Below are 19,055 nucleotides of genomic sequence, written 5' to 3' on the forward strand. Positions count from 1 at the left end.
CCGGGGGGCGGGGGGGGGGGGCGCCCCCCCCGGGGGGTGCCGCCCGCCGTCAGTGCCCCGTGGGGCCGGGGCCCGTAGGCCCTGGGCTCAGTGGCCGCCCTGCTCCTGCAGACGCTTGAAGGAGCGCTCGATCTCGGCCTCGGCCTCGGCGCGGCCGACCCAGTTGGCGCCCTCGACCGACTTGCCCGGCTCCAGGTCCTTGTAGACCTCGAAGAAGTGCTGGATCTCCAGGCGGTCGAACTCCGAGATGTGGTGGATGTCGCGCAGGTGCTCCACGCGCGGGTCGGACGCCGGCACGCACAGCAGCTTGTCGTCGCCGCCGGCCTCGTCCGTCATGCGGAACATGCCGATGGCGCGGCACTTGATCAGGCAGCCCGGGAAGGTCGGCTCGTCCAGGATGACCAGCGCGTCCAGCGGGTCGCCGTCCTCACCCAGGGTGTTCTCGACGAAGCCGTAGTCCGTCGGGTAGCTGGTGGAGGTGAACAGGCGACGGTCCAGGCGGATCCGGCCGGTCTCGTGGTCCACCTCGTACTTGTTCCGCGAACCCTTGGGGATCTCGATGGTGACGTCGAACTCCACGTCCTGCTCCTCCATGTCCAGCTAGCTCATTGCTTACGAGTGACAGCGCGTCCGGCCCAGCCGTGGGGCCGGGGTGCCATGCTCGCGGCAAGACGCAGTGGTTAAGTGTCCCTCACGCATACATGTGATCGCGAAAGGGGCTGGTCCGAGGTGCCAGCGATGAGGACGTGGCAGCTCGTCGCGGGTTCGGCCGTCGCCGGCCTGGCCCTGGCGGTGTCCGCGGTGGTCGCGGCCGGTCCGTGGGACTCAGGCCAGCGTAAGGCCGAGCGGGACCGGGCCGCCTCCGCGGGCGTGACGGGTGGCGCAGATCACGGCGGAGGGGGGCTCCCGCAGGCCGCTCCCAGCGCTCCCGGGGTGCTGCCCGGCCTCGCCCCCGGCGGTGCCCGCCCGGCCACCGCCCCGGCGGCCCTGGCCGCCGCGCTGAAGCCGCTGCTGGCCGATCCCGCGCTCGGGGCGGCCCGCAGCGCCTCGGTCGTGGACGCCGCCTCCGGGACCGTCCTCTACGCGGACGGGGCCGCCGACCCGATGACCCCGGCCTCCACCGTCAAGATCGTCACGGCGGTGGCGGCCCTGGCCGCCCTCGGGCCCGAGCACCGGATCGCCACCCGGGTCGTCCCCGGCGCGGCGCCCGGCACCATCGTGCTGGTCGGGGGCGGCGACCCCTCGCTCAGCGCCCGCAAGAAGAACCCGGCCGGTCCCGGCGGCAGCCTCGTCGTCCTCGCCGGCGACACCGCGCAGGCGCTCAAGGCCGCCGGCACCACGACGGTGACCCTCGGCTTCGACGACTCGCTCTACACCGGACCCGCCCGCCACCCCATCGGGCGCAACCCCAACCTCGCCCCGGTCAGCGCCCTGACCGCCGACGAGGGCCGGCCCGACGACTCGGTCTCCGGCCCGGTCGACCGTACGGACACCCCGGCCGAGGACGCCGCCGCCACCTTCGCCACGCTGCTGCGCGAGCGGGGCATCGAGGTGACCGGCGGGACCGCCCGCACCAAGGCGCCCGCGGGTGCCGAGCCGCTGGCCGTCACCCACTCCACGCCGGTCGCGGGACTGGTCGAGCGGATGCTGACCCACAGCGACAACGACATCGCCGAGGCCCTGGCCCGGCAGACCGCCCTGGCCTCCGGTCAGCCCGCCAGCTTCGAGGGCGGCGAGAAGGCCGTCGCCGCCAAGCTGGCCGGCCTCGGCATGGACCTGTCCGGCACCCGCTTCGCCGACGGCTCCGGGCTCAACCGGGCGGACAAGGTCTCCGCGGGCCTGCTCACGGCGCTGCTGGCCAAGGCCGCCGACCCGGCCCGGCCGGAGCTGCGGCCGGTGCTGACCGGGCTGCCCGTCGCCGGGTTCACCGGCACCCTGCGGGCCCGCAACGCCGGCACCTCGCCGGCCGCCGGGCTGCTGCGGGCCAAGACGGGCACGCTCAGCGGCGTGAACTCCCTCGCCGGGACCGTGGTCGACCCGTCGGGCCGCCTGCTGGTCTTCGCCTTCCTGGCCTCCGACACGCCTGGTGCCGAAGCCGCCGAGAAGGCCTTGGACAGGCTCGCGTCGGCCGTGGCGACGACGGGCGGCGGCGGAGCCTGAACGAGGCGCCGTCCACAGGGGGTCCGCCAGGACCCCGGTCCACGTACCGTTGACGCATGACGAGCATCGGTGGTGCGGAGATGGTCGACTGGAACCTCGCGGTCGCGACCGCGGTCCGGCTGGTCCGGCCCGGGCCGGAGGTCAGCCGGGACGAGGCCCGGGCGGTGGTGGCGGAGCTGAGGCGGCACGCGGCGACCTCCGAGCGGCACGTGCGGGAGTTCACGGGCATGATCGCCGAGGGCGCCGCCGTCACGGACACCCCCGTGCTGGTGGTGGACCGGGCCGGCTGGGTCCGGGCCAACGTGGCGGGGTTCCGGGCCCTGCTGGGCCCCCTGCTCGCCCGGATGCAGGAGCGGCGCGGGGCCGCTCCCGGCGGGGCGGTGCTCGGCGTCGTCGGCGGCAAGGTCACCGGCGTCGAGCTGGGCATGCTGCTGAGCTTCCTGGCCTCCCGGGTGCTCGGCCAGTACGAGACCTTCGCCCCGGCCGGCCGGGACCTGCCCGGCTCCACGGGGGGCCGGCTGCTGCTCGTCGCGCCGAACATCGTGCACGTGGAGCGGGAGCTGGAGGTGGACCCGCACGACTTCCGGCTGTGGGTGTGCCTGCACGAGGAGACCCACCGGACCCAGTTCACCGCCGTCCCGTGGCTGCGCGACCACCTGGAGAGCGAGATCCAGACCTTCCTCGGGGCCACCGAGATGGACCCGATGACCATCCTGGAGCGGCTGCGCGAGGCCGCCCAGTCGCTGGCCGGGGCCCGGCCCGAGGGCGAGCGCGGCGACGAGGGCCGCTCGCTGGTCGAGCTCGTCCAGACGCCTGAGCAGCGCGAGATCCTCGGCCGGCTCACGGCCGTGATGTCCCTGCTGGAGGGCCACGCCGACTACGTGATGGACGGCGTGGGACCCCAGGTCGTGCCCTCGGTGGCGGAGATCCGCGAGAAGTTCCAGCGCCGCCGGGCCAGCGGCGCCGGCCGGCTCGACGCGGCCCTGCGCAAGCTGCTGGGCCTGGACGCCAAGCTGCGCCAGTACCGCGACGGCGAGCGGTTCGTGCGGGCCGTCGTGGACGAGGTCGGGATGGACGGCTTCAACCGGGTGTGGACCTCACCGAACACCCTGCCGACCAAGGCGGAGATCGCCCGGCCCGCGGAATGGGTGGCCCGGGTGCACCGCAAGGCAGGTCCCGCGGACTGAGCGCAGGGGCCGACGGCCCGGCCGACCGGGAGCACCGACCGCACGCACCGACCGCACGGGGGTGACATGCGGGGCGTAAACATGTCCCACTGGGGGAAGCAGCATCACCCGTCCGAGGGACCGTGGGCCGTCGAAGGGCGTGCGATGCTCGGGGAACGGCTCGCTTCTGTCACCATCGACGCACTCTGAGTGACAATCCCGGCTCCGGGACTCACGAGCACGCACCTCCCCGAGCGCCATCCATCCCAACTCCAGCGAAGGGCACCGGACATGGGTCCCCATCCTGCGGTCGCAGCGATACGCCTGGCGGTCCGCCGCGTACTCCACGACATCCTCACCAGTCACACCGAACACATGGATCCCAGCGGTCCCGCCGGCAGCCAGACCCGGCCGGCGCCGCTCGTCCTCGTCGCCTGCTCCGGCGGCGCCGACTCCATGGCGCTCGCCTCGGCGCTGGCCTTCGAGGCGCCCAAGCTCGGCATCCGGGCCGGCGGGATCACCGTCGACCACGGACTCCAGGCCGGCTCCGACCTGCGCGCCGCCGAGGTGGTCTCCCGGATGACCGCACTCCGCCTGGACCCGGTGGAGTCGGTGGCCGTACGCGTCGGCCGCGACGGCGGGCCCGAGGCCGCCGCCCGCGACGCCCGCTACGCCGCCCTGGACGAGGCCGCCGACCGGCTCGGCGCGAGCGCGGTGCTGCTCGGCCACACCCGGGACGACCAGGCTGAAACCGTCCTGCTGGGCCTCGCCCGCGGCTCCGGCATCCGCTCGCTGTCCGGCATGGCCGAGGTCTCCGGCGGCCCCGGACGCACCGGCCGCTACCGCCGGCCCTTCCTCCACATCGACCGGCAGACCGCCCGCAAGGCCTGCATGGTCCAGTCGCTGCCCGTCTGGGACGACCCGCACAACGCCGACCCCGCGTACACCCGCTCCCGGCTGCGCCACGAGGGACTGCCCGCCCTGGAGAAGGCGCTCGGCAAGGGGGTCGTCGAGGCGCTCGCCCGGACCGCCCAGCTCTCGCGCGACGACGCCGACGCCCTGGACGCCTGGGCCGCCGAGGCCGAGTCCTCCGTCCGCGACGAGCTCGGCCAGCTGGAGTGCGCCAAGCTCTACGCCCTGCCCCCGGCCGTCCGCCGCCGGGTGCTGCGCAGGGCCGTGGTCGCGGCCGGTTCCCCCGCCGGCTCGCTGTTCGCGCGGCACATCGAGGAAGTCGACCGGCTCATCACCGGCTGGCGCGGTCAGGGCGCCATCAATCTGCCCGGCCGGGTCGAGGCCCAGCGCCAGGGTGGCAGACTTGTCATCCGGCAGGGCTGAAGGTGCTGAATCACGGCCGAGCCTGACGGGGCGCCCCCGGCGGGCCCGGCCGACAACGAAAGTGATGCGGGTGGACGAGAAGGACATGGGCGCCGACCTCAAGTCGGTGCTCATCACCAAGGAAGAGATCGACGCGAAGCTGGCCGAGCTGGCCGCGAAGATCGACGCGGAGTACGCGGGCAAGGACCTGCTCATCGTCGGTGTCCTCAAGGGCGCGGTGATGGTGATGGCGGACCTGGCGCGCGCCTTGTCCACCCCGCTGACCATGGACTGGATGGCGGTGTCCTCCTACGGCGCCGGGACCCAGTCCTCCGGCGTCGTGCGGATCCTCAAGGACCTGGACACCGACATCAAGGACAAGCACGTCCTGATCGTCGAGGACATCATCGACTCGGGCCTGACGCTGTCCTGGCTGCTGTCGAACCTGGGCTCCCGCCAGCCGGCCTCCCTGCAGGTGGTCACGCTGCTGCGCAAGCCCGAGGCCGCCAAGGTCGCCATCGACGTCAAGTGGGTCGGCTTCGACATCCCGAACGAATTCGTCGTCGGGTACGGCCTCGACTACGCGGAGAAGTACCGCAACCTGCCGTTCGTCGGGACGCTCGCCCCGCACGTGTACGGCGGCTGAGGGTCCTGACGGGGCCCCGGGGACGCCCGGTCGGATCCGGGGAACCCTGGGGCCTTTCCCGCCGTTGGAGGAGGAAGGCGGGTCTGTCAGCCGTCCCACAGGGCAGCGGGTGACAATACAGGGGTACATTCCGAAGAACAGTCTTTATTCACAGCAGCATTTACCTACGGGCAGGAGGGACGGGGCGATCACCGCCCCGTATGGATGGACGTGAAGCGATACTTCCGTGGGCCAGTCGTGTGGATCGTGCTGGCCGTCCTCGCCGTGGTCGTGTTGATGAATGTCGTCGGCTCCGGCGGCGGCTACAAGTCGGTGGACACCAGCGAGGTCATCAAGGCGATCAACACCGACAAGGTGGCGACGGCCAGTCTGACCACCGGTGACTCCCAGCTGATCAAGATCGAGCTCAAGGACGGCCAGAAGCTCGACGGCAACAGCGGGACCAAGTTCCAGGCCAACTACATCGGTGACCAGGGCGTCGCGCTCGCCGCGAAGCTCCAGGACAAGTACGAGGCCGGCCAGATCACCAAGGGCTACAAGGTCTCGCCCGACAAGACCAGCCCGTTCCTGAGCGTGCTGTTCTCGCTCCTGCCCTTCGTCCTCATCGTCGTGGTCTTCCTGTTCCTGATGAACCAGATGCAGGGCGGCGGCTCCCGGGTGATGAACTTCGGCAAGTCCAAGGCCAAGCTGATCACCAAGGACACCCCGAAGACGACGTTCGCCGACGTGGCGGGCTCGGACGAGGCCGTCGAGGAGCTCCACGAGATCAAGGAGTTCCTCCAGGAGCCGGCCAAGTTCCAGGCCGTCGGTGCCAAGATCCCCAAGGGCGTGCTGCTGTACGGCCCGCCCGGCACCGGCAAGACCCTGCTGGCGCGCGCCGTCGCGGGCGAGGCGGGCGTCCCGTTCTACTCGATCTCCGGTTCCGACTTCGTCGAGATGTTCGTCGGTGTCGGTGCCTCGCGGGTCCGTGACCTGTTCGAGCAGGCCAAGGCCAACGCCCCGGCGATCGTCTTCGTCGACGAGATCGACGCGGTCGGCCGCCACCGCGGCGCCGGCCTCGGCGGCGGTCACGACGAGCGCGAGCAGACCCTGAACCAGCTGCTCGTCGAGATGGACGGCTTCGACGTCAAGGGCGGCGTCATCCTGATCGCCGCCACCAACCGCCCCGACATCCTGGACCCGGCGCTGCTGCGTCCCGGCCGCTTCGACCGGCAGATCGCCGTCGACCGCCCGGACATGCAGGGCCGTCTGGAGATCCTCAAGGTCCACCAGAAGGGCAAGCCGGTCGCCCCGGACGTCGACCTCGCGGCCGTCGCCCGCCGCACCCCCGGCTTCACCGGCGCCGACCTGTCGAACGTGCTGAACGAGGCCGCGCTGCTGACCGCGCGCTCGGACCGCAAGCTCATCGACAACCAGATGCTGGACGAGGCGATCGACCGCGTGGTGGCGGGCCCGCAGAAGCGGACCCGGATCATGTCCGACAAGGAGAAGAAGATCACCGCGTACCACGAGGGCGGTCACGCCCTGGTCGCGGCGGCCTCCCCGAACTCCGACCCGGTCCACAAGATCACGATCCTGTCCCGCGGCCGGGCCCTGGGCTACACCATGGTCCTGCCGGACGAGGACAAGTACTCCACCACGCGCAACGAGATGCTCGACCAGCTGGCGTACATGCTGGGCGGCCGCGCGGCCGAGGAGCTGGTCTTCCACGACCCGACCACGGGCGCCGCGAACGACATCGAGAAGGCCACGGCCACCGCCCGCGCGATGGTCACCCAGTACGGCATGACCGAGCGCCTCGGCGCGATCAAGTTCGGCGGGGACAACACCGAGCCGTTCCTGGGCCGCGAGATGGCGCACCAGCGCGACTACTCGGAAGAGGTCGCGGCGCTGGTCGACGAAGAGGTCAAGAAGCTCATCGAGACCGCGCACAACGAGGCCTGGGAGATCCTCGTCGAGAACCGTGACGTCCTCGACAACCTGGTCCTCGCGCTGCTGGAGAAGGAGACCCTCGGCAAGGAGGAGATCGCCGAGATCTTCTCGACGGTCGTCAAGCGTCCGGCCCGCCCCGCGTGGACCGGCTCGGCCCGCCGCACCCCCTCCACCCGCCCGCCGGTGCTCTCGCCGAAGGAGCTCCAGCTGACCAACTCCGCGAACGGCGCGACGGCCGGTACGTCGCCCGTGAGCACGGAGAAGGGCATCGAGGTCGGCCCGGAGGACGGCGCCGGTCTCTGACCGCGCCCGACGCCGAGCCCACGGCCCGGAATGGATGCCGCGCCCCCCATGGTTCTAGCCTTGGGGGGCGCGGCACTTTTCAGCGGCCGCGAAGGAAGACAGGAACGAGGCACAGATGACCGACCCGGTGACCCTGGACGGCGAGGGCACGATCGGCGAGTTCGACGAGAAGCGCGCCGAGGCTGCCATCCGTGAGCTGCTCATTGCGGTCGGCGAGGACCCGGACCGCGAGGGCCTCCTGGAGACCCCCGCCCGGGTGGCGCGGGCGTACAAGGAGATATTCGCCGGCCTGTGGCAGAAGCCCGAAGAGGTCCTGACCACGACGTTCGACCTCGGCCACGACGAGATGGTGCTGGTCAAGGACATCGAGGTCATGTCCAGCTGCGAGCACCACCTGGTGCCCTTCCACGGGGTGGCCCACGTCGGCTACATCCCCTCCACCTCCGGCAAGATCACGGGCCTGTCGAAGCTGGCCCGCCTGGTGGACGTCTTCGCCCGCCGCCCGCAGGTGCAGGAACGACTCACCACGCAGATCGCGGACTCCCTGATGGAGATCCTGGAGCCGCGCGGGGTGATCGTGGTCGTGGAGTGCGAGCACATGTGCATGACCATGCGCGGCGTCCGCAAGCCCGGCGCGAAGACCATCACCTCGGCCGTCCGCGGCCAGCTCCGCGACATCGCCACCCGCAACGAGGCAATGAGCCTGATCATGGCCCGGTAGTGGGCCGGATCGAGGATGCCGCCTGGGAGCCCCTGAGCCAGGACGTGGCGCGCACCCTGGCACTCGTCCTGAGCGAGGACACCGCGGCCCACCGCGCCTACCGGGCGCAGCTGCCGCACACGCAGATGGCGCCGGGCTGCACCTGCCCCTGCGGCAGCGTGCACCTGCGGGTGGACGAGGAGGCCGCGGCGCCGGCGCCGCCCGCGGACCGTCCCGTGGTGGCGTCCCGCCTGGTACGGGCCCCCTCGGGCCTGTACCTCGGTGAGGCCCTGGTCTTCGCCTGGGGCGGGGGATACCTGGACGAGCTGGAGCTCGCGCTCTGGGAGGACCCGGCCCTGCTGGAGCGCCCGCTGTGGCAGCAGCTCGTCCCGGACGGGGAAGGGCCCGCCGGAGCCTAGGCGCGGGCGGTGGCCTTGCCCTGGTCGTCGTCGTCGGGGAGTTTGCAGACGTGCTCCAGGAACAGGGCCGCGGCGACCACGGCCGCGCCGGCGACGACCGCGGCGGCGGCGTAGACGGCCTGGTCGCGGCGGGCCGGGACCTCGGTGAGGCCGGCCAGCAGCAAGAACGCGCCCGTGCCGCCGTACATGCCGGACACCAGGGCCGCGACCAGGGCGCTGGCCTGGGCGAACACCACCGCCCGGGCCGCCATCAGGGGCTCGACGCCCTTCGCACCGGGCCGCCGCTCCCGCTGGGCCTTCAGCCGGGACCGCAGCGACAGGCCCGTGGCCAGCAGCACGGCGGCGATGGCCGCCAGCACGACGGGCGCCGCCAGCGGCACGCCCGGCAGGGTCCCGTACGCGTTCCACAGCTGGGCACCCGCCCAGGAGAGCACACCGGCGATCACGAAGATGCCGGCGAGGACGCCCAGCCGAAGTTGCTTCACTTGAACCCGTACCCCGTTCCCGATCGACGCCGCGGCTCCAGGCTAAGACTATTCGGGCAGGCGGAGTTCCAGGTCCGGGCGGTGGGTGACGCCGGCCGGCCCGAGGCCGGTCAGGAGGGGCGCGACCGGGCCGTGGCCGGGGAGGGCGGCGTCGGGGTCGACGTCCAGCCAGGGGGCCAGGACGAAGGCGCGCAGGTGGGCGCGGGGGTGGGGGAGGGTGAGGACCGGGTCGGCGCTGACCACGTCGGCGTAGCTGATGATGTCGACGTCGATCGTGCGCGGGCCCCAGTGCTCCTCGCGGACCCGGTCGAAGGCCTCCTCCACCGCGTGCGCCCGCTCCAGGAGCGAGGACGGCGGCAGGGTGGTCTTGATGATCACGACGGCGTTGAAGTACGCGGGCTGCGAGCCCGGCTCCACGCCCCACGGCTCGGTCTCGTAGACCGGGGAGACGGCCTTGACCCGCAGGCCGGGGGTGTCGCCCAGCGCGTCGACGGCGCCCTGGAGGGTCTCCAGGCGGTTGCCGAGGTTCGAGCCGAGGGCGACGACGGCCAGCCGGGGGTTGGACAGGGTGGAGTCGGCCGCGTCGACGGTCTCCACGACCGACGCGGGTACGGGCTGGACGGTGGGGTCGCTCTGGCCGTGGTTCACGCTCGGCTCCGGGTGATCGTGATGGTCACGTCGTCGAACGGGACGGTGATGGGGGCGTCGGGTTTGTGGACGACGACCTCCACCTGCGCCACCGCCTCGTGCTTCAGGCACCGCTCGGCGATCCGCTCCGCGAGGGTCTCGATCAGGTCGACGGGCTCGCCCCGGACCACGTCCACGACCTCCTCGGCCACGACGCCGTAGTGGACCGTCTTGGCGAGGTCGTCACCGGCGGCGGCGGGGCGGGTGTCCAGGTGCAGCACCAGGTCGACGATGAAGGTCTGGCCCTCCTCGCGCTCCCGGGGAAAGACGCCGTGGTGCCCGCGGGCCTTCAGCCCGCGCAGCGTGATTCGATCCACGCCCATCACTCCTGCTCTCGTAGTGCTTCCGGCCCCGGGGCTCCCCGGCGCCATGGCTGCGCCGAGTGCGGTCGGCGTCGTCCAGCTTCGAATCTACCTGCGAGAAACCCCCGCTCCCGCCCGCGGGGGCCTCAGGCGTCGTCCTCGGCGTCCTCGTCGGACTCCGTGAGCACGGGAGAACCGTGGTGGGACCACAGGCGCCACCCCTCGGATGTGCGTCGGAACACATTCGTGGCGACGACGAGCTGGCCGACGAGCGGACCGAGGTCCTGGCCGTCCTCGGCGGGCCCGCCGCTGAGGATGTTCTCCGTGCAGGTGACGATCGCCGCGTCGCCGATCACCGTCACCTTGGTGTCGGTGAGGAAGAACTGGATGTAGTCCGTGTGGGACATGATCAGCGCGTAGCTGCGGAGCACCTCGCCGCGCCCGGTGAGCACCGGCCAGCCCGGGTGGACGCAGGAGATCTCGTCGTCGAGCCAGAGCCCCGACAGCGTGTCGAAGTCCCCCTGCTCCATGGCCTCGTAGAAGGCCGTGTTGGTCTCTTCGACCGCCTCGGTGTCGGTACGGCTCACTGTTCCCCTTCCCTCCGGATCACCGTGCTCCTTCCACGGCGCGCGCGACGCGAACCGCGTCCGCCGTGGCCCGTACCTCGTGGACCCGGACCGCCCAGGCGCCCTCGTGGGCGGCGATGGCGGAGACGGCGGCGGTGGCCGCGTCGCGCTCGCGGGCGGGCGGCGGGGCGCTGCCGCGGTCGCCGGCCAGGACGCGCCCCAGGAAGCGCTTGCGGGAGGCGGCGACCAGCAGCGGGAAGCCCAGCGCGCGCAGGGCGCCCAGGTGGGCGACGAGGGCCAGGTCGTGTTCGGCCTGCTTGGCGAAGCCCAGGCCGGGGTCGACGACGAGCCGCTCGGGCGCGATGCCGCCGGCCACGACGGCGTCGATCCGGGTCCGCAGCTCGGCGGTGACCTCGGCCACCACGTCGTCGTAGACGGCGAGGGCGTTCATGTTCTCGCTGAAGCCGCGCCAGTGCATGACGACGAACGGGACCTCGGCGGCGGCGACGGCCGGGATCATGCCGGGGTCGGCGAGGCCCCCGCTGACGTCGTTGACCAGCGCCGCACCGGCGGCGACGGCCTGCTCGGCGACGGCGGCGCGCATGGTGTCCACGGAGACGGTGACGCCCTCGGAGGCCAGTCCGCGCACGACGGGGACGACCCGGCGCAGCTCCTCCTCGGCGTCCACCCGGGTGGCGCCCGGACGGGTGGACTCGCCGCCGACGTCCACCAGGTCGGCGCCCTGCGCGACCAGGTCGAGCCCGCGCTTGACCGCGGCGGTGGTGTCGAACCAGCGGCCGCCGTCGGAGAAGGAGTCGGGGGTGACGTTGACGACGCCCATGACCGCGCAGCGGTCCCAATCCGGCAGGCCTGTGACTCGACCCCTGACGGCGGGTCCGCGCATCGTGTTCATGGGTTCAAGGGTAGGGCTGTCGTACGAACGACAGGGCCCCGGCCGCCCCCGGCGGTGGCCGGGCGGGGCGGTCGGGGCCCTGTCGTGCATACGCTCGTACGTCGGCCGTTACGCGGCCTGCACCTCGCGCTCGGCCTGGCCGGGCACCTTGGTGACGGTGTCCTGGTGGGCGCACTCGCGCACCGGCTTGGGCCGGCGGCGGCTCTCGAACAGCCGGGGCAGGGCCAGCGTGACGAAGCCCTCGGCCTGCATGGCGGCGAAGCCGATGCGGGGCAGGTCGCGGGTGGCGCGGAAGACCACGAAGCGGGGCTCCCAGCGGGGCTGGAACTTGGCGTTGAACTTGTACAGCGACTCGATCTGGAACCAGCGCGAGAGGAACACCAGCAGGCTGCGCCAGGCGCGCAGGACCGGGCCGGCGCCGATCTTCTCGCCGCGGGCGAGGGCGGAGCGGAACATCGCGAAGTTCAGCGAGACGCGCTCGATGCCGAGGTCGGGGGCGGCCTGCAGGGAGGCGACGATCAGCAGCTCGTTCATGCCCGGGTCGGCGGCGCGGTCGCGGCGCATCAGCTCCAGCGACATGCCGTCCTTGCCCCACGGCACGAAGTGCTGGATGGCCTTGAGGTCGCCGAAGGGGCTGGTGTCGCCCTCCTCGACGCGGTGGGCGGTGGCGATCACGCAGTCGCCGTCGCCGGGGTCGCCGATGCGGCCGAGCGCCATCGAGAAGCCGCGCTCGGTGTCCGTGCCGCGCCAGGCCTCGGCGGCGCCGCGGACGGCGGTCAGCTCCTCCTCGGTCAGCTCGCTGACCCGGCGGACCTTGGTGGTGTAGCCGTTGCGCTCGATGCGCTTGACCATCTGGCGGACGTTGCGCATCGGGCGGCCCGACAGCGAGAAGTCTTTGACGTCGACGATCGCCTCGTCGCCGAGTTCCAGGGCGTCCAGGCCGGTCTCGCGGGTCCACACCTCGCCGCCGGTCTCGCTGCAGCCCATGACGGCCGGGGTCCAGGAGTGGGCCTTGGCCTCCTCCATGAAGCGCTCGATGGCGCCGGGCCAGGCCTCGACGTCGCCGATCGGGTCGCCGGAGGCGAGCATCACACCGGAGACGACGCGGTAGGTGACGGCGGCCTTGCCGCTGGGGGAGAAGACCACGGCCTTGTCGCGGCGCAGCGCGAAGTGGCCGAGGGAGTCGCGGCGGCCGTGCTTGGCCAGCAGCTCGCGCAGCTTGGCCTCGTCGTCCGAGGTCAGCCGGGCGGCCGGGTGCTCGGGGCGGAAGGCCAGGTAGATGGTGGTCAGGGCGGTCAGCATGCCGAGGGAGCCGAGGGACCAGCCGACGATCCAGTCGGCGCGGCCGCCGTCGTAGGCGACGGGGCCCTCGATGCCGACGAGGCCGTACAGCACGTGCGCCAGCTGCTCGTACAGGCCCGGGTCGCCCACGATCTTGCTGGGGTGGGCGTTGACGATGACCAGGCCGAGGCTGATGGAGAAGGCGCTCATCAGCACGAAGTTGGCCAGGGCCTTCCAGCGGCTGCGCGGGTCGGGCAGGGCCTTGAATTCACCCTGATGGCGCAGCAGGAGCGCCAGCAGCGCGGCGGCGATGGCCACGCCGATGAAGGAGTGCCGGTACCAGAACTGCGCCACGGCGCCGATGGGCAGCAGCAGGACGGCGGCGCGCCAGGCGCGGCGCTTGCGGCGCTTGAGGCCGTGGGCGAGCAGGAGCAGCAGGACGCCCGCGCAGATGGTGACGGCGGCCGCCATGGGCCGCGTCGAGCCGGGGATGACCTCGGCGATCGCGCGGACCTTGCTGTGGTTGAACCGCGGGATGATGCCCGCGGCGATGTCCATCAGGCCGACGAGAGTGACGGCCGTACCGACCAGACTGGGGACGCGCTCCGGCCGTGGTCCGCTGAGGATTCGGCGGACCCTGGTCGGAACCTGTCCGGACTTATCGCCATCTATCCTGCTAGACATCGCTTCCCGTTGCTCCGCGAGAGATCATGTGGCCGAAGGCCGCTACAGCCTCCGGTGTGTGCGTCCCTTAGGACGACGGCAAGGGGCGGCGGGTTCACTCATGCTCCGGAAAAAACTCGCCCTGCCATCAGAAAGTCTGCGGAACACTCATGGGTCTCACGAGTAATACGGTCCTGATCATCGCGATCGTGGTCGGTGTGGCGCTGTTCGCGGCCACGATCTGGCTCTGGCCGAAGCTGTCGGGCCGTACGTGGCGCGCGGTGACGGGCCGGATCGGGCTGCTGCTCGCGACGCAGCTGGCGCTGTTCTCGGCGATCGGCCTGGCGGCCAACAAGTCCTTCCTGTTCTACGGGTCCTGGGCCGACCTCTTCGGCCAGCAGACCGAGATGGGCAAGGTCGTGGACCACTCCATGAGCAGCAAGGACATCAAGGTCGTCGACAAGCAGCACCTGGACGTGCCGGGCGGGACCAAGCCGCAGGTCGGCGGGCAGATCCTCAAAGTGGCCATAACGGGGCAGAAGTCGAAGATAACCAGCCCGGGCTACGTCTGGCTGCCGCCGGAGTACTTCCAGCCGCAGTACAAGGACAAGAACTTCCCCGCCTCCATCGTCCTGACGGGCTACCCGGGCACGGCGGAAAACCTGATCAAAGGGCTGAACTACCCCATGACGGCCTTCAAGCAGGCCAAGGCGGGCAAGATGAAGCCGATGATCCTGGTCATGCTCCGCCCGACCGTCGCGCCCCCGCGGGACACCGAGTGCGTGGACATACCCAACGGGCCGCAGACCGAGACCTTCTTCGGCGTGGACCTGCCCCAGGCCATCACCGACACCTTCCGCGTCGGCAAGCAGCCCGAGAACATGGGCTTCATCGGCAACTCCACGGGCGGCTACTGCGCCCTGAAGATCGCTCTGCACTACCCCAGGACCTTCGGCGCCGCCGCGGGTCTGTCGGCGTACTACGAGGCTCCGGACGACCCGACGACGGGCAACCTGTTCATGGGCGACGACAAGCTCAAGAAGCGCGCCGACGTCCTGTACAGCCTGCAGCACAAGGCCCCGGCCGGTACGTCGTTCCTGGTGACCAGCAGCGAGCAGGGTGAGCCGAACATCACCGACACCCGCAAGTTCATCAAGGGCGTCAAGAGCCCCGACCGGGTCTCGTCGATCATCCTTCCCAGCGGTGGCCACAACTTCAACACCTGGCGCCGCGAGATCCCGCCGATGCTCGTGTGGATGAGCGGCCGGATCCACGCCTGAGCCGACGCCTGACGCCGCGGGGCGTCAGGCGTCGTCGCGCCGGTGGGCCCGGCGCAGGGCCCGGTGGACGCCCTGCGGCGTCAGGACACCGGCCACGGCGCCCGTGGCCGGGTCCGTGACGGCGATCCGGCCGGCGTCCTCCTGGAGCAGCAGCGCGAGCGCCTGCCGCAGCGAGGCGCCCAGCTCCACCGACGCCGCCGGTGCGGCCCCGTCCGCCGGCTCCAGGTCGGCCGGCTCCACCGGCGTCACCGCCAGCCGCTTCAGACCCCGGTCGGCGCCCACGAACGAGGCCACGTACGGGGTGGCCGGCGCCCCGAGCACCTCGGCCGGGGTCGCGAACTGCTCGATGGTCCCCGAGCCGTAGACGGCGATCCGGTCGCCGAGCCGGACCGCCTCCTCCAGGTCGTGCGTGACCAGCAGGATCGTCTTGCGCACCGACTGCTGCAGGGCCAGGAACTCGTTCTGCAGCCGCTCGCGCACCACCGGGTCCACCGCCCCGAACGGCTCGTCCATCAGCAGCACCGGCGGATCGGCCGCGAGCGCGCGGGCCACGCCGACGCGCTGGCGCTGGCCGCCCGACAACTGCCGCGGGTAGCGGTCGCCGTGGACGGCCGGGTCCAGCCCGACGAGCTCCAGCAGTTCGGCCGCCCGCGCCCGGGCCCGGGCCTTGGGGGTGCCGATCAGCTGCGGCACCGTGGCCGTGTTCTCCAGCACCGTCTTGTGCGGGAACAGGCCCACCTGCTGGATGACGTACCCGATGTGGCGGCGCAGCTCGACGGGGTCCGCCTCGGCGATGTCGCGGCCGTCCAGCAGGACGCGGCCCTCGGTCGGCTCGATCAGCCGGTTCACCATCTTCATGGTGGTGGTCTTGCCGCAGCCCGACGGGCCCACGAGGGTGACCAGTTCGCCCTCGGCCACCTCGAAGGACAGGTCCTCGACCGCCGTCGTCCCGTCGGGGTAGCGCTTGGTCACGTGCTCGAATCGGATCATCCACCCATCCTTGCGTACGCGCGGGGGTGACGTGTGACGGAAGTGTTACCCGTGTGCGAAGGGAACCGGCCGGTGTCGGGGGACCGGGTTAGGGTCGAGGGGTACGCACGTTCGGGGTGAGGAGCGGCATGGCCGGGCGCAGCAGTTGCCTGGTGGCGAACGACTGGTTCTGCTGGGAGTACGTCACCTCCCGCAGCCAGGAGCTGACCGACGCCACCCTCCAGCACGTGTGGATCACCGCGGTCTCGGTCGTGATCGGCGTCCTCGTCTCCGTGCCGCTGGCGCTGCTCGCCCGCCGCGGGCGGCGCTGGGCGGGGCCCGTGCTGGCGCTGACGACGCTGCTCTACACGATCCCCTCGCTCGCCATGTTCTCGCTGCTGCTGCCGGTGTTCGGGCTGTCCGCGGCCGTCGTGGTGACCGGGCTGGTGCTGTACTCGCTGACCATCCTCGTGCGCAACGTCATGGCCGGGCTGGACGCCGTACCGGACGACGTCAAGGAGGCGGCGCGGGGCATGGGCTACGGGCCCCTGCGCATGCTGTGGCAGGTCGAACTGCCGCTGGCGCTGCCCGCCCTGCTCGCCGGGATCCGGATCGCCACGGTCTCCACGGTGGCGCTGACCACCGTCGGCGCCATCGTCGGCAAGGGCGGGCTGGGCAACCTGATCGCCCCGGCCGTGACCAGCTCGTTCAAGGCGCAGGTGCTCACCGCATCGGTGCTGTGCGTACTGCTCGCCCTGGTGGCGGACGTGGCGCTGCTCGCGGTGCAGCGGCTGCTGACGCCCTGGACGCGTGCGGCGAAGGGGGCCTGAGCCATGGGTGGCGGAGTGCTGGGCGGGGCCTGGGACTGGTTGGCGGACGGGGCCAACTGGTCCGGCGAGAGCGGTGTGTGGCACCGGCTCGCCGAACACGTGTACGTCAGCGGGCTGGCCCTGGCCCTCGCCTGCGCGGTGGCGCTGCCGGTCGGGCTGTGGCTCGGGCACCTGGGCCGGGGCGGGGCCCTGGCCGTCAACATCTCCAACGTGGGCCGGGCCGTGCCCGTCTTCGCCGTGCTGGCGCTGTTCATGGTCTCGCCGCTGCGCAACGCCGGCTACGTGCCGACCGTGGTCGCGCTGGTGCTGTTCGCCGTGCCGCCGCTGCTGACCAACGCCTACGTCGGGCTGCGCGAGGTGGACCGCTCGGTGGTCGAGGCGGCCCGGGGCATGGGCATGTCCGGCGGCCAGTTGTTCCGCCGGGTGGAGCTGCCGCTGGCCTGGCCGCTGGTGATGACCGGCCTGCGCTCCGCCGCCGTCCAGGTCGTCGCGACGGCGACGATCGCCGCCATGGTCGGCCAGGGCGGGCTCGGCCGGATCATCACGGCCGGCTTCAACACGTACAACACCCCGCAGGTCGTGGCGGGTGCCCTGCTGGTGGCGCTGCTCGCCCTGCTGGTCGAGGGCGTGCTGGTGGCCGCCGACCGGCTGCTGTCGCCGCTGCGCCCCGCCTCTCTTCGAACGGAGCAGTCATGAGATCGAGTTCGACCCGTACGCTGATCGCCTCGCTGGGCGCGCTGACGCTGGGCGTGGTGCTGACGGCGTGCGGCGGCGAGAGCCTGGAGCAGTCGAAGGAGGGCACCGGCACCGGCTCCACCACCCCCGCCTCCGGCGGTGCGAAGGGCAAGCTGGTGGTCGGCGCGGCCGGCTTCACCGAGTCGAACGTCCTCGCGGAGCTGTACGCGCAGCTGCTGCGGTCCGAGGGGTACTCGACGTCGATCACCACGGTGAACAACCGCGAGCTGTACGAACCCGCCCTGGAGAAGGGCGAGATCGACGTCGTCCCGGAGTACGCGGCCACGCTCGCGGAGTTCCTCAACGCCAAGGTGAACGGCCCCAAGGCGCCGACCGACGCGCCGGTCGCCTCCAGCGACGTCGCCTCGACGGTGGCGGGGCTGGAGAAGCTGGCGGGACCGCTGGGGTTGAAGGCGCTGCCGGCCGGTCAGGCGGTGGATCAGAACGCCTTCGCGGTCAGCCGGGAATTCGCCGAGAAGAACAAGCTGAAGACGCTTTCCGATCTTGGCGCGTCGGGACTGAAGGTGAAGATCGCGGCGGGAGACGAATGCGCCGTCCGCCCCTTCTGCGCGCCGGGATTGAAGAAGACATACGGAATCGATGTTTCCGGTGTGGACCCCAAGGGCGTCGGAACGCCGCAGGCCAAGCAGGCGGTGAAGGACGGGGTCGACCAGCTGGTGCTGACCACGACCACGGACGCCACGCTGGAGCAGTACGGGCTGGTGCTGCTGGAGGACGACAAGAAGCTCCAGAACGCCGACAACGTACTGCCCGTGGTCAACGCCAAGGACGCGGGCGCACCGGAGATCGCGGCGGCGCTGGACCGGCTCACCAAGGTGCTGACGACGGCCGACCTGGCCGACCTCAACCGCAAGGTGGACGCGGAGCGGGCGAAGCCTGCCGATGTCGCGAAGACGTATCTGGAGGCGAAGGGGTTGCTGAAGAAGGGGTAAAGAGAGTTGACGGCCCGTCGATTTCTCCGGCGGCGGCTCGCCGATACCCGATCGATGGCGAAATGAGGCGTAACCGCCCGGCAACAGATTGCCGGGCGGTCACCCCATCGGGTGCGTACGCCCTGTAAATTTCAGGCCATGCCCCGTGGACGCCACCGCAATCCTGAACCCCTGCACCGGCTGCTCACGCCGACGGCCGTCGCCGGTGTGTCCATAGCCGGCGCCGCTGTCGCCTGGCTGTTCGCGGAACCGATTCCGCTACGGCTGCTCGTGGCGCTGACCGCGGCCGCCGGGGTCACCGGCGCCGTGGTCATGCGGTCCTGGGACCGCGCCGCCGGGCGCCGGGTCTCGGAACTGGCCCGGGAACGCGTCAAGGACGAGTGGCGGACCGAGGAGCGCATCGCCGAGCTGGAGAGCGACCTGGAGGAGGCCCGGCAGCTGCGCGCCAAGCTGGACGCCAAGCTCCGGGCCAAGCGGGTGGAACTCGCCGGGCTGCGCGGGGAGCACGCGGCGCTGCTGCGGCGGTACGCGACCGCCGAGACCGAGCGGGCCAGCGCCCTGGAGGGCCGCCGCCTCGCCATCGAGGCCAAGAACCCCTCCTCGGCGAAGGCGCTCCCGGCGGTCTCGGAGGACCGCACCTCCAGCGGCGCCCCCACCAGCAAGGGCTACGCCCGGGCGCATGCGGCCCTGGCCGCCCTGGCACGCAAGGCGTCCCAGGCCGAGGCGCAGGCGGCCGCCCGGACCGCCGTCG

19 protein-coding genes and 1 pseudogene are annotated in these 19,055 nt (G+C 71.9%); 12 read left to right on the plus strand and 8 right to left on the minus strand.

Annotated features, from left to right (window positions below):
* Positions 1-87 precede the first annotated feature (87 nt).
* Positions 88-579, minus strand: coding sequence for an inorganic diphosphatase (locus LG632_RS22910; protein ID WP_114058390.1), 492 nt, complete (start codon positions 577-579; stop codon positions 88-90).
* Between the two features lie 159 nt (positions 580-738).
* Here LG632_RS22910 and dacB point away from each other — a divergent pair, with 159 nt between their 5' ends.
* The 7 genes from dacB (at position 739) to LG632_RS22945 (ending at position 8,640) form a co-directional block, all read left to right on the plus strand.
* Positions 739-2,160, plus strand: a complete 1,422-nt coding sequence (dacB, locus tag LG632_RS22915) for a D-alanyl-D-alanine carboxypeptidase/D-alanyl-D-alanine endopeptidase (protein ID WP_226729315.1) — start codon at positions 739-741, stop codon at positions 2,158-2,160.
* A 56-nt stretch (positions 2,161-2,216) separates the two neighbouring features.
* Positions 2,217-3,347, plus strand: coding sequence for an Rv3626c family coenzyme F420 biosynthesis-associated protein (locus LG632_RS22920; RefSeq protein ID WP_226729316.1), 1,131 nt, complete (start codon positions 2,217-2,219; stop codon positions 3,345-3,347).
* Positions 3,348-3,617: 270 nt separating this feature from the next.
* Positions 3,618-4,661, plus strand: coding sequence for a tRNA lysidine(34) synthetase TilS (gene tilS, locus LG632_RS22925; protein WP_226729317.1), 1,044 nt, complete (start codon positions 3,618-3,620; stop codon positions 4,659-4,661).
* A 64-nt stretch (positions 4,662-4,725) separates the two neighbouring features.
* Positions 4,726-5,286, plus strand: a complete 561-nt coding sequence (gene hpt, locus LG632_RS22930; protein WP_125640336.1) for a hypoxanthine phosphoribosyltransferase — start codon at positions 4,726-4,728, stop codon at positions 5,284-5,286.
* Positions 5,287-5,490: 204 nt separating this feature from the next.
* Positions 5,491-7,521 (plus strand): ATP-dependent zinc metalloprotease FtsH, encoded by a 2,031-nt coding sequence (gene ftsH / locus LG632_RS22935; RefSeq protein ID WP_226729318.1) that lies wholly within the window; start codon positions 5,491-5,493, stop codon positions 7,519-7,521.
* A gap of 115 nt (positions 7,522-7,636) precedes the next feature.
* Positions 7,637-8,242, plus strand: a complete 606-nt coding sequence (folE, locus tag LG632_RS22940) for a GTP cyclohydrolase I FolE (protein WP_226729319.1) — start codon at positions 7,637-7,639, stop codon at positions 8,240-8,242.
* Complete coding sequence (locus LG632_RS22945) at positions 8,242-8,640, plus strand: hypothetical protein (RefSeq protein WP_226729320.1); 399 nt, start codon at positions 8,242-8,244, stop codon at positions 8,638-8,640. The genes folE and LG632_RS22945 overlap by 1 nt, the downstream gene beginning before the upstream one ends.
* On the opposite strand, the gene LG632_RS22950 is transcribed toward LG632_RS22945, so the two are convergent.
* From LG632_RS22950 to LG632_RS22975, 6 genes are all read right to left on the minus strand, one after another.
* Positions 8,637-9,125 carry a DUF3180 domain-containing protein gene (locus LG632_RS22950; protein ID WP_226729321.1) on the minus strand — a complete coding sequence of 163 codons (489 nt, stop codon included), beginning with the start codon at positions 9,123-9,125 and terminating at the stop codon, positions 8,637-8,639. The genes LG632_RS22945 and LG632_RS22950 overlap by 4 nt on opposite strands.
* A 48-nt stretch (positions 9,126-9,173) precedes the next feature.
* On the minus strand, positions 9,174-9,773 hold the full coding sequence (folK, locus tag LG632_RS22955; RefSeq protein WP_226729322.1) for a 2-amino-4-hydroxy-6-hydroxymethyldihydropteridine diphosphokinase: 600 nt from the start codon (positions 9,771-9,773) through the stop codon (positions 9,174-9,176).
* Entirely contained in the window at positions 9,770-10,129 is a 360-nt protein-coding gene (folB, locus tag LG632_RS22960; RefSeq protein WP_226729323.1) for a dihydroneopterin aldolase, read from the minus strand. Before folB ends, folK begins: the two co-directional genes overlap by 4 nt.
* Positions 10,130-10,260: 131 nt before the next feature.
* Entirely contained in the window at positions 10,261-10,701 is a 441-nt protein-coding gene (locus LG632_RS22965) for a nuclear transport factor 2 family protein (RefSeq protein WP_226729324.1), read from the minus strand.
* A gap of 19 nt (positions 10,702-10,720) precedes the next feature.
* Positions 10,721-11,593 (minus strand): dihydropteroate synthase, encoded by an 873-nt coding sequence (gene folP / locus LG632_RS22970; RefSeq protein ID WP_226729325.1) that lies wholly within the window; start codon positions 11,591-11,593, stop codon positions 10,721-10,723.
* Between the two features lie 108 nt (positions 11,594-11,701).
* Positions 11,702-13,558 carry a phosphatidylglycerol lysyltransferase domain-containing protein gene (locus LG632_RS22975; RefSeq protein ID WP_226729326.1) on the minus strand — a complete coding sequence of 619 codons (1,857 nt, stop codon included), beginning with the start codon at positions 13,556-13,558 and terminating at the stop codon, positions 11,702-11,704.
* Between the two features lie 149 nt (positions 13,559-13,707).
* On the opposite strand from LG632_RS22975, the gene LG632_RS22980 reads away from it, so the two are divergent.
* Positions 13,708-14,817 carry an alpha/beta hydrolase gene (locus tag LG632_RS22980; protein WP_226729327.1) on the plus strand — a complete coding sequence of 370 codons (1,110 nt, stop codon included), beginning with the start codon at positions 13,708-13,710 and terminating at the stop codon, positions 14,815-14,817.
* 24 nt (positions 14,818-14,841) lie between these two features.
* Here the strand turns inward: LG632_RS22980 and LG632_RS22985 are convergent, their stop codons facing one another.
* Complete coding sequence (locus LG632_RS22985; protein WP_226729328.1) at positions 14,842-15,807, minus strand: ABC transporter ATP-binding protein; 966 nt, start codon at positions 15,805-15,807, stop codon at positions 14,842-14,844.
* 128 nt (positions 15,808-15,935) lie between these two features.
* On the opposite strand from LG632_RS22985, the gene LG632_RS22990 reads away from it, so the two are divergent.
* The 4 genes and pseudogenes from LG632_RS22990 to LG632_RS23005 all read left to right on the plus strand — a co-directional run.
* Entirely contained in the window at positions 15,936-16,616 is a 681-nt protein-coding gene (locus LG632_RS22990; RefSeq protein WP_226729329.1) for an ABC transporter permease, read from the plus strand.
* Positions 16,617-16,619: 3 nt separating this feature from the next.
* Positions 16,620-17,312 (plus strand): ABC transporter permease, encoded by a 693-nt coding sequence (locus tag LG632_RS22995; protein ID WP_226729330.1) that lies wholly within the window; start codon positions 16,620-16,622, stop codon positions 17,310-17,312.
* On the plus strand, positions 17,309-18,304 hold the full coding sequence (locus LG632_RS23000; protein WP_226729331.1) for an ABC transporter substrate-binding protein: 996 nt from the start codon (positions 17,309-17,311) through the stop codon (positions 18,302-18,304). The genes LG632_RS22995 and LG632_RS23000 overlap by 4 nt, the downstream gene beginning before the upstream one ends.
* A 138-nt stretch (positions 18,305-18,442) precedes the next feature.
* Positions 18,443-19,055, plus strand: a pseudogene (locus LG632_RS23005) (hypothetical protein); the annotation flags it as partial.

The organism is Streptomyces antimicrobicus (assembly GCF_020532625.1).
Taxonomy (GTDB): domain Bacteria; phylum Actinomycetota; class Actinomycetes; order Streptomycetales; family Streptomycetaceae; genus Streptomyces; species Streptomyces antimicrobicus.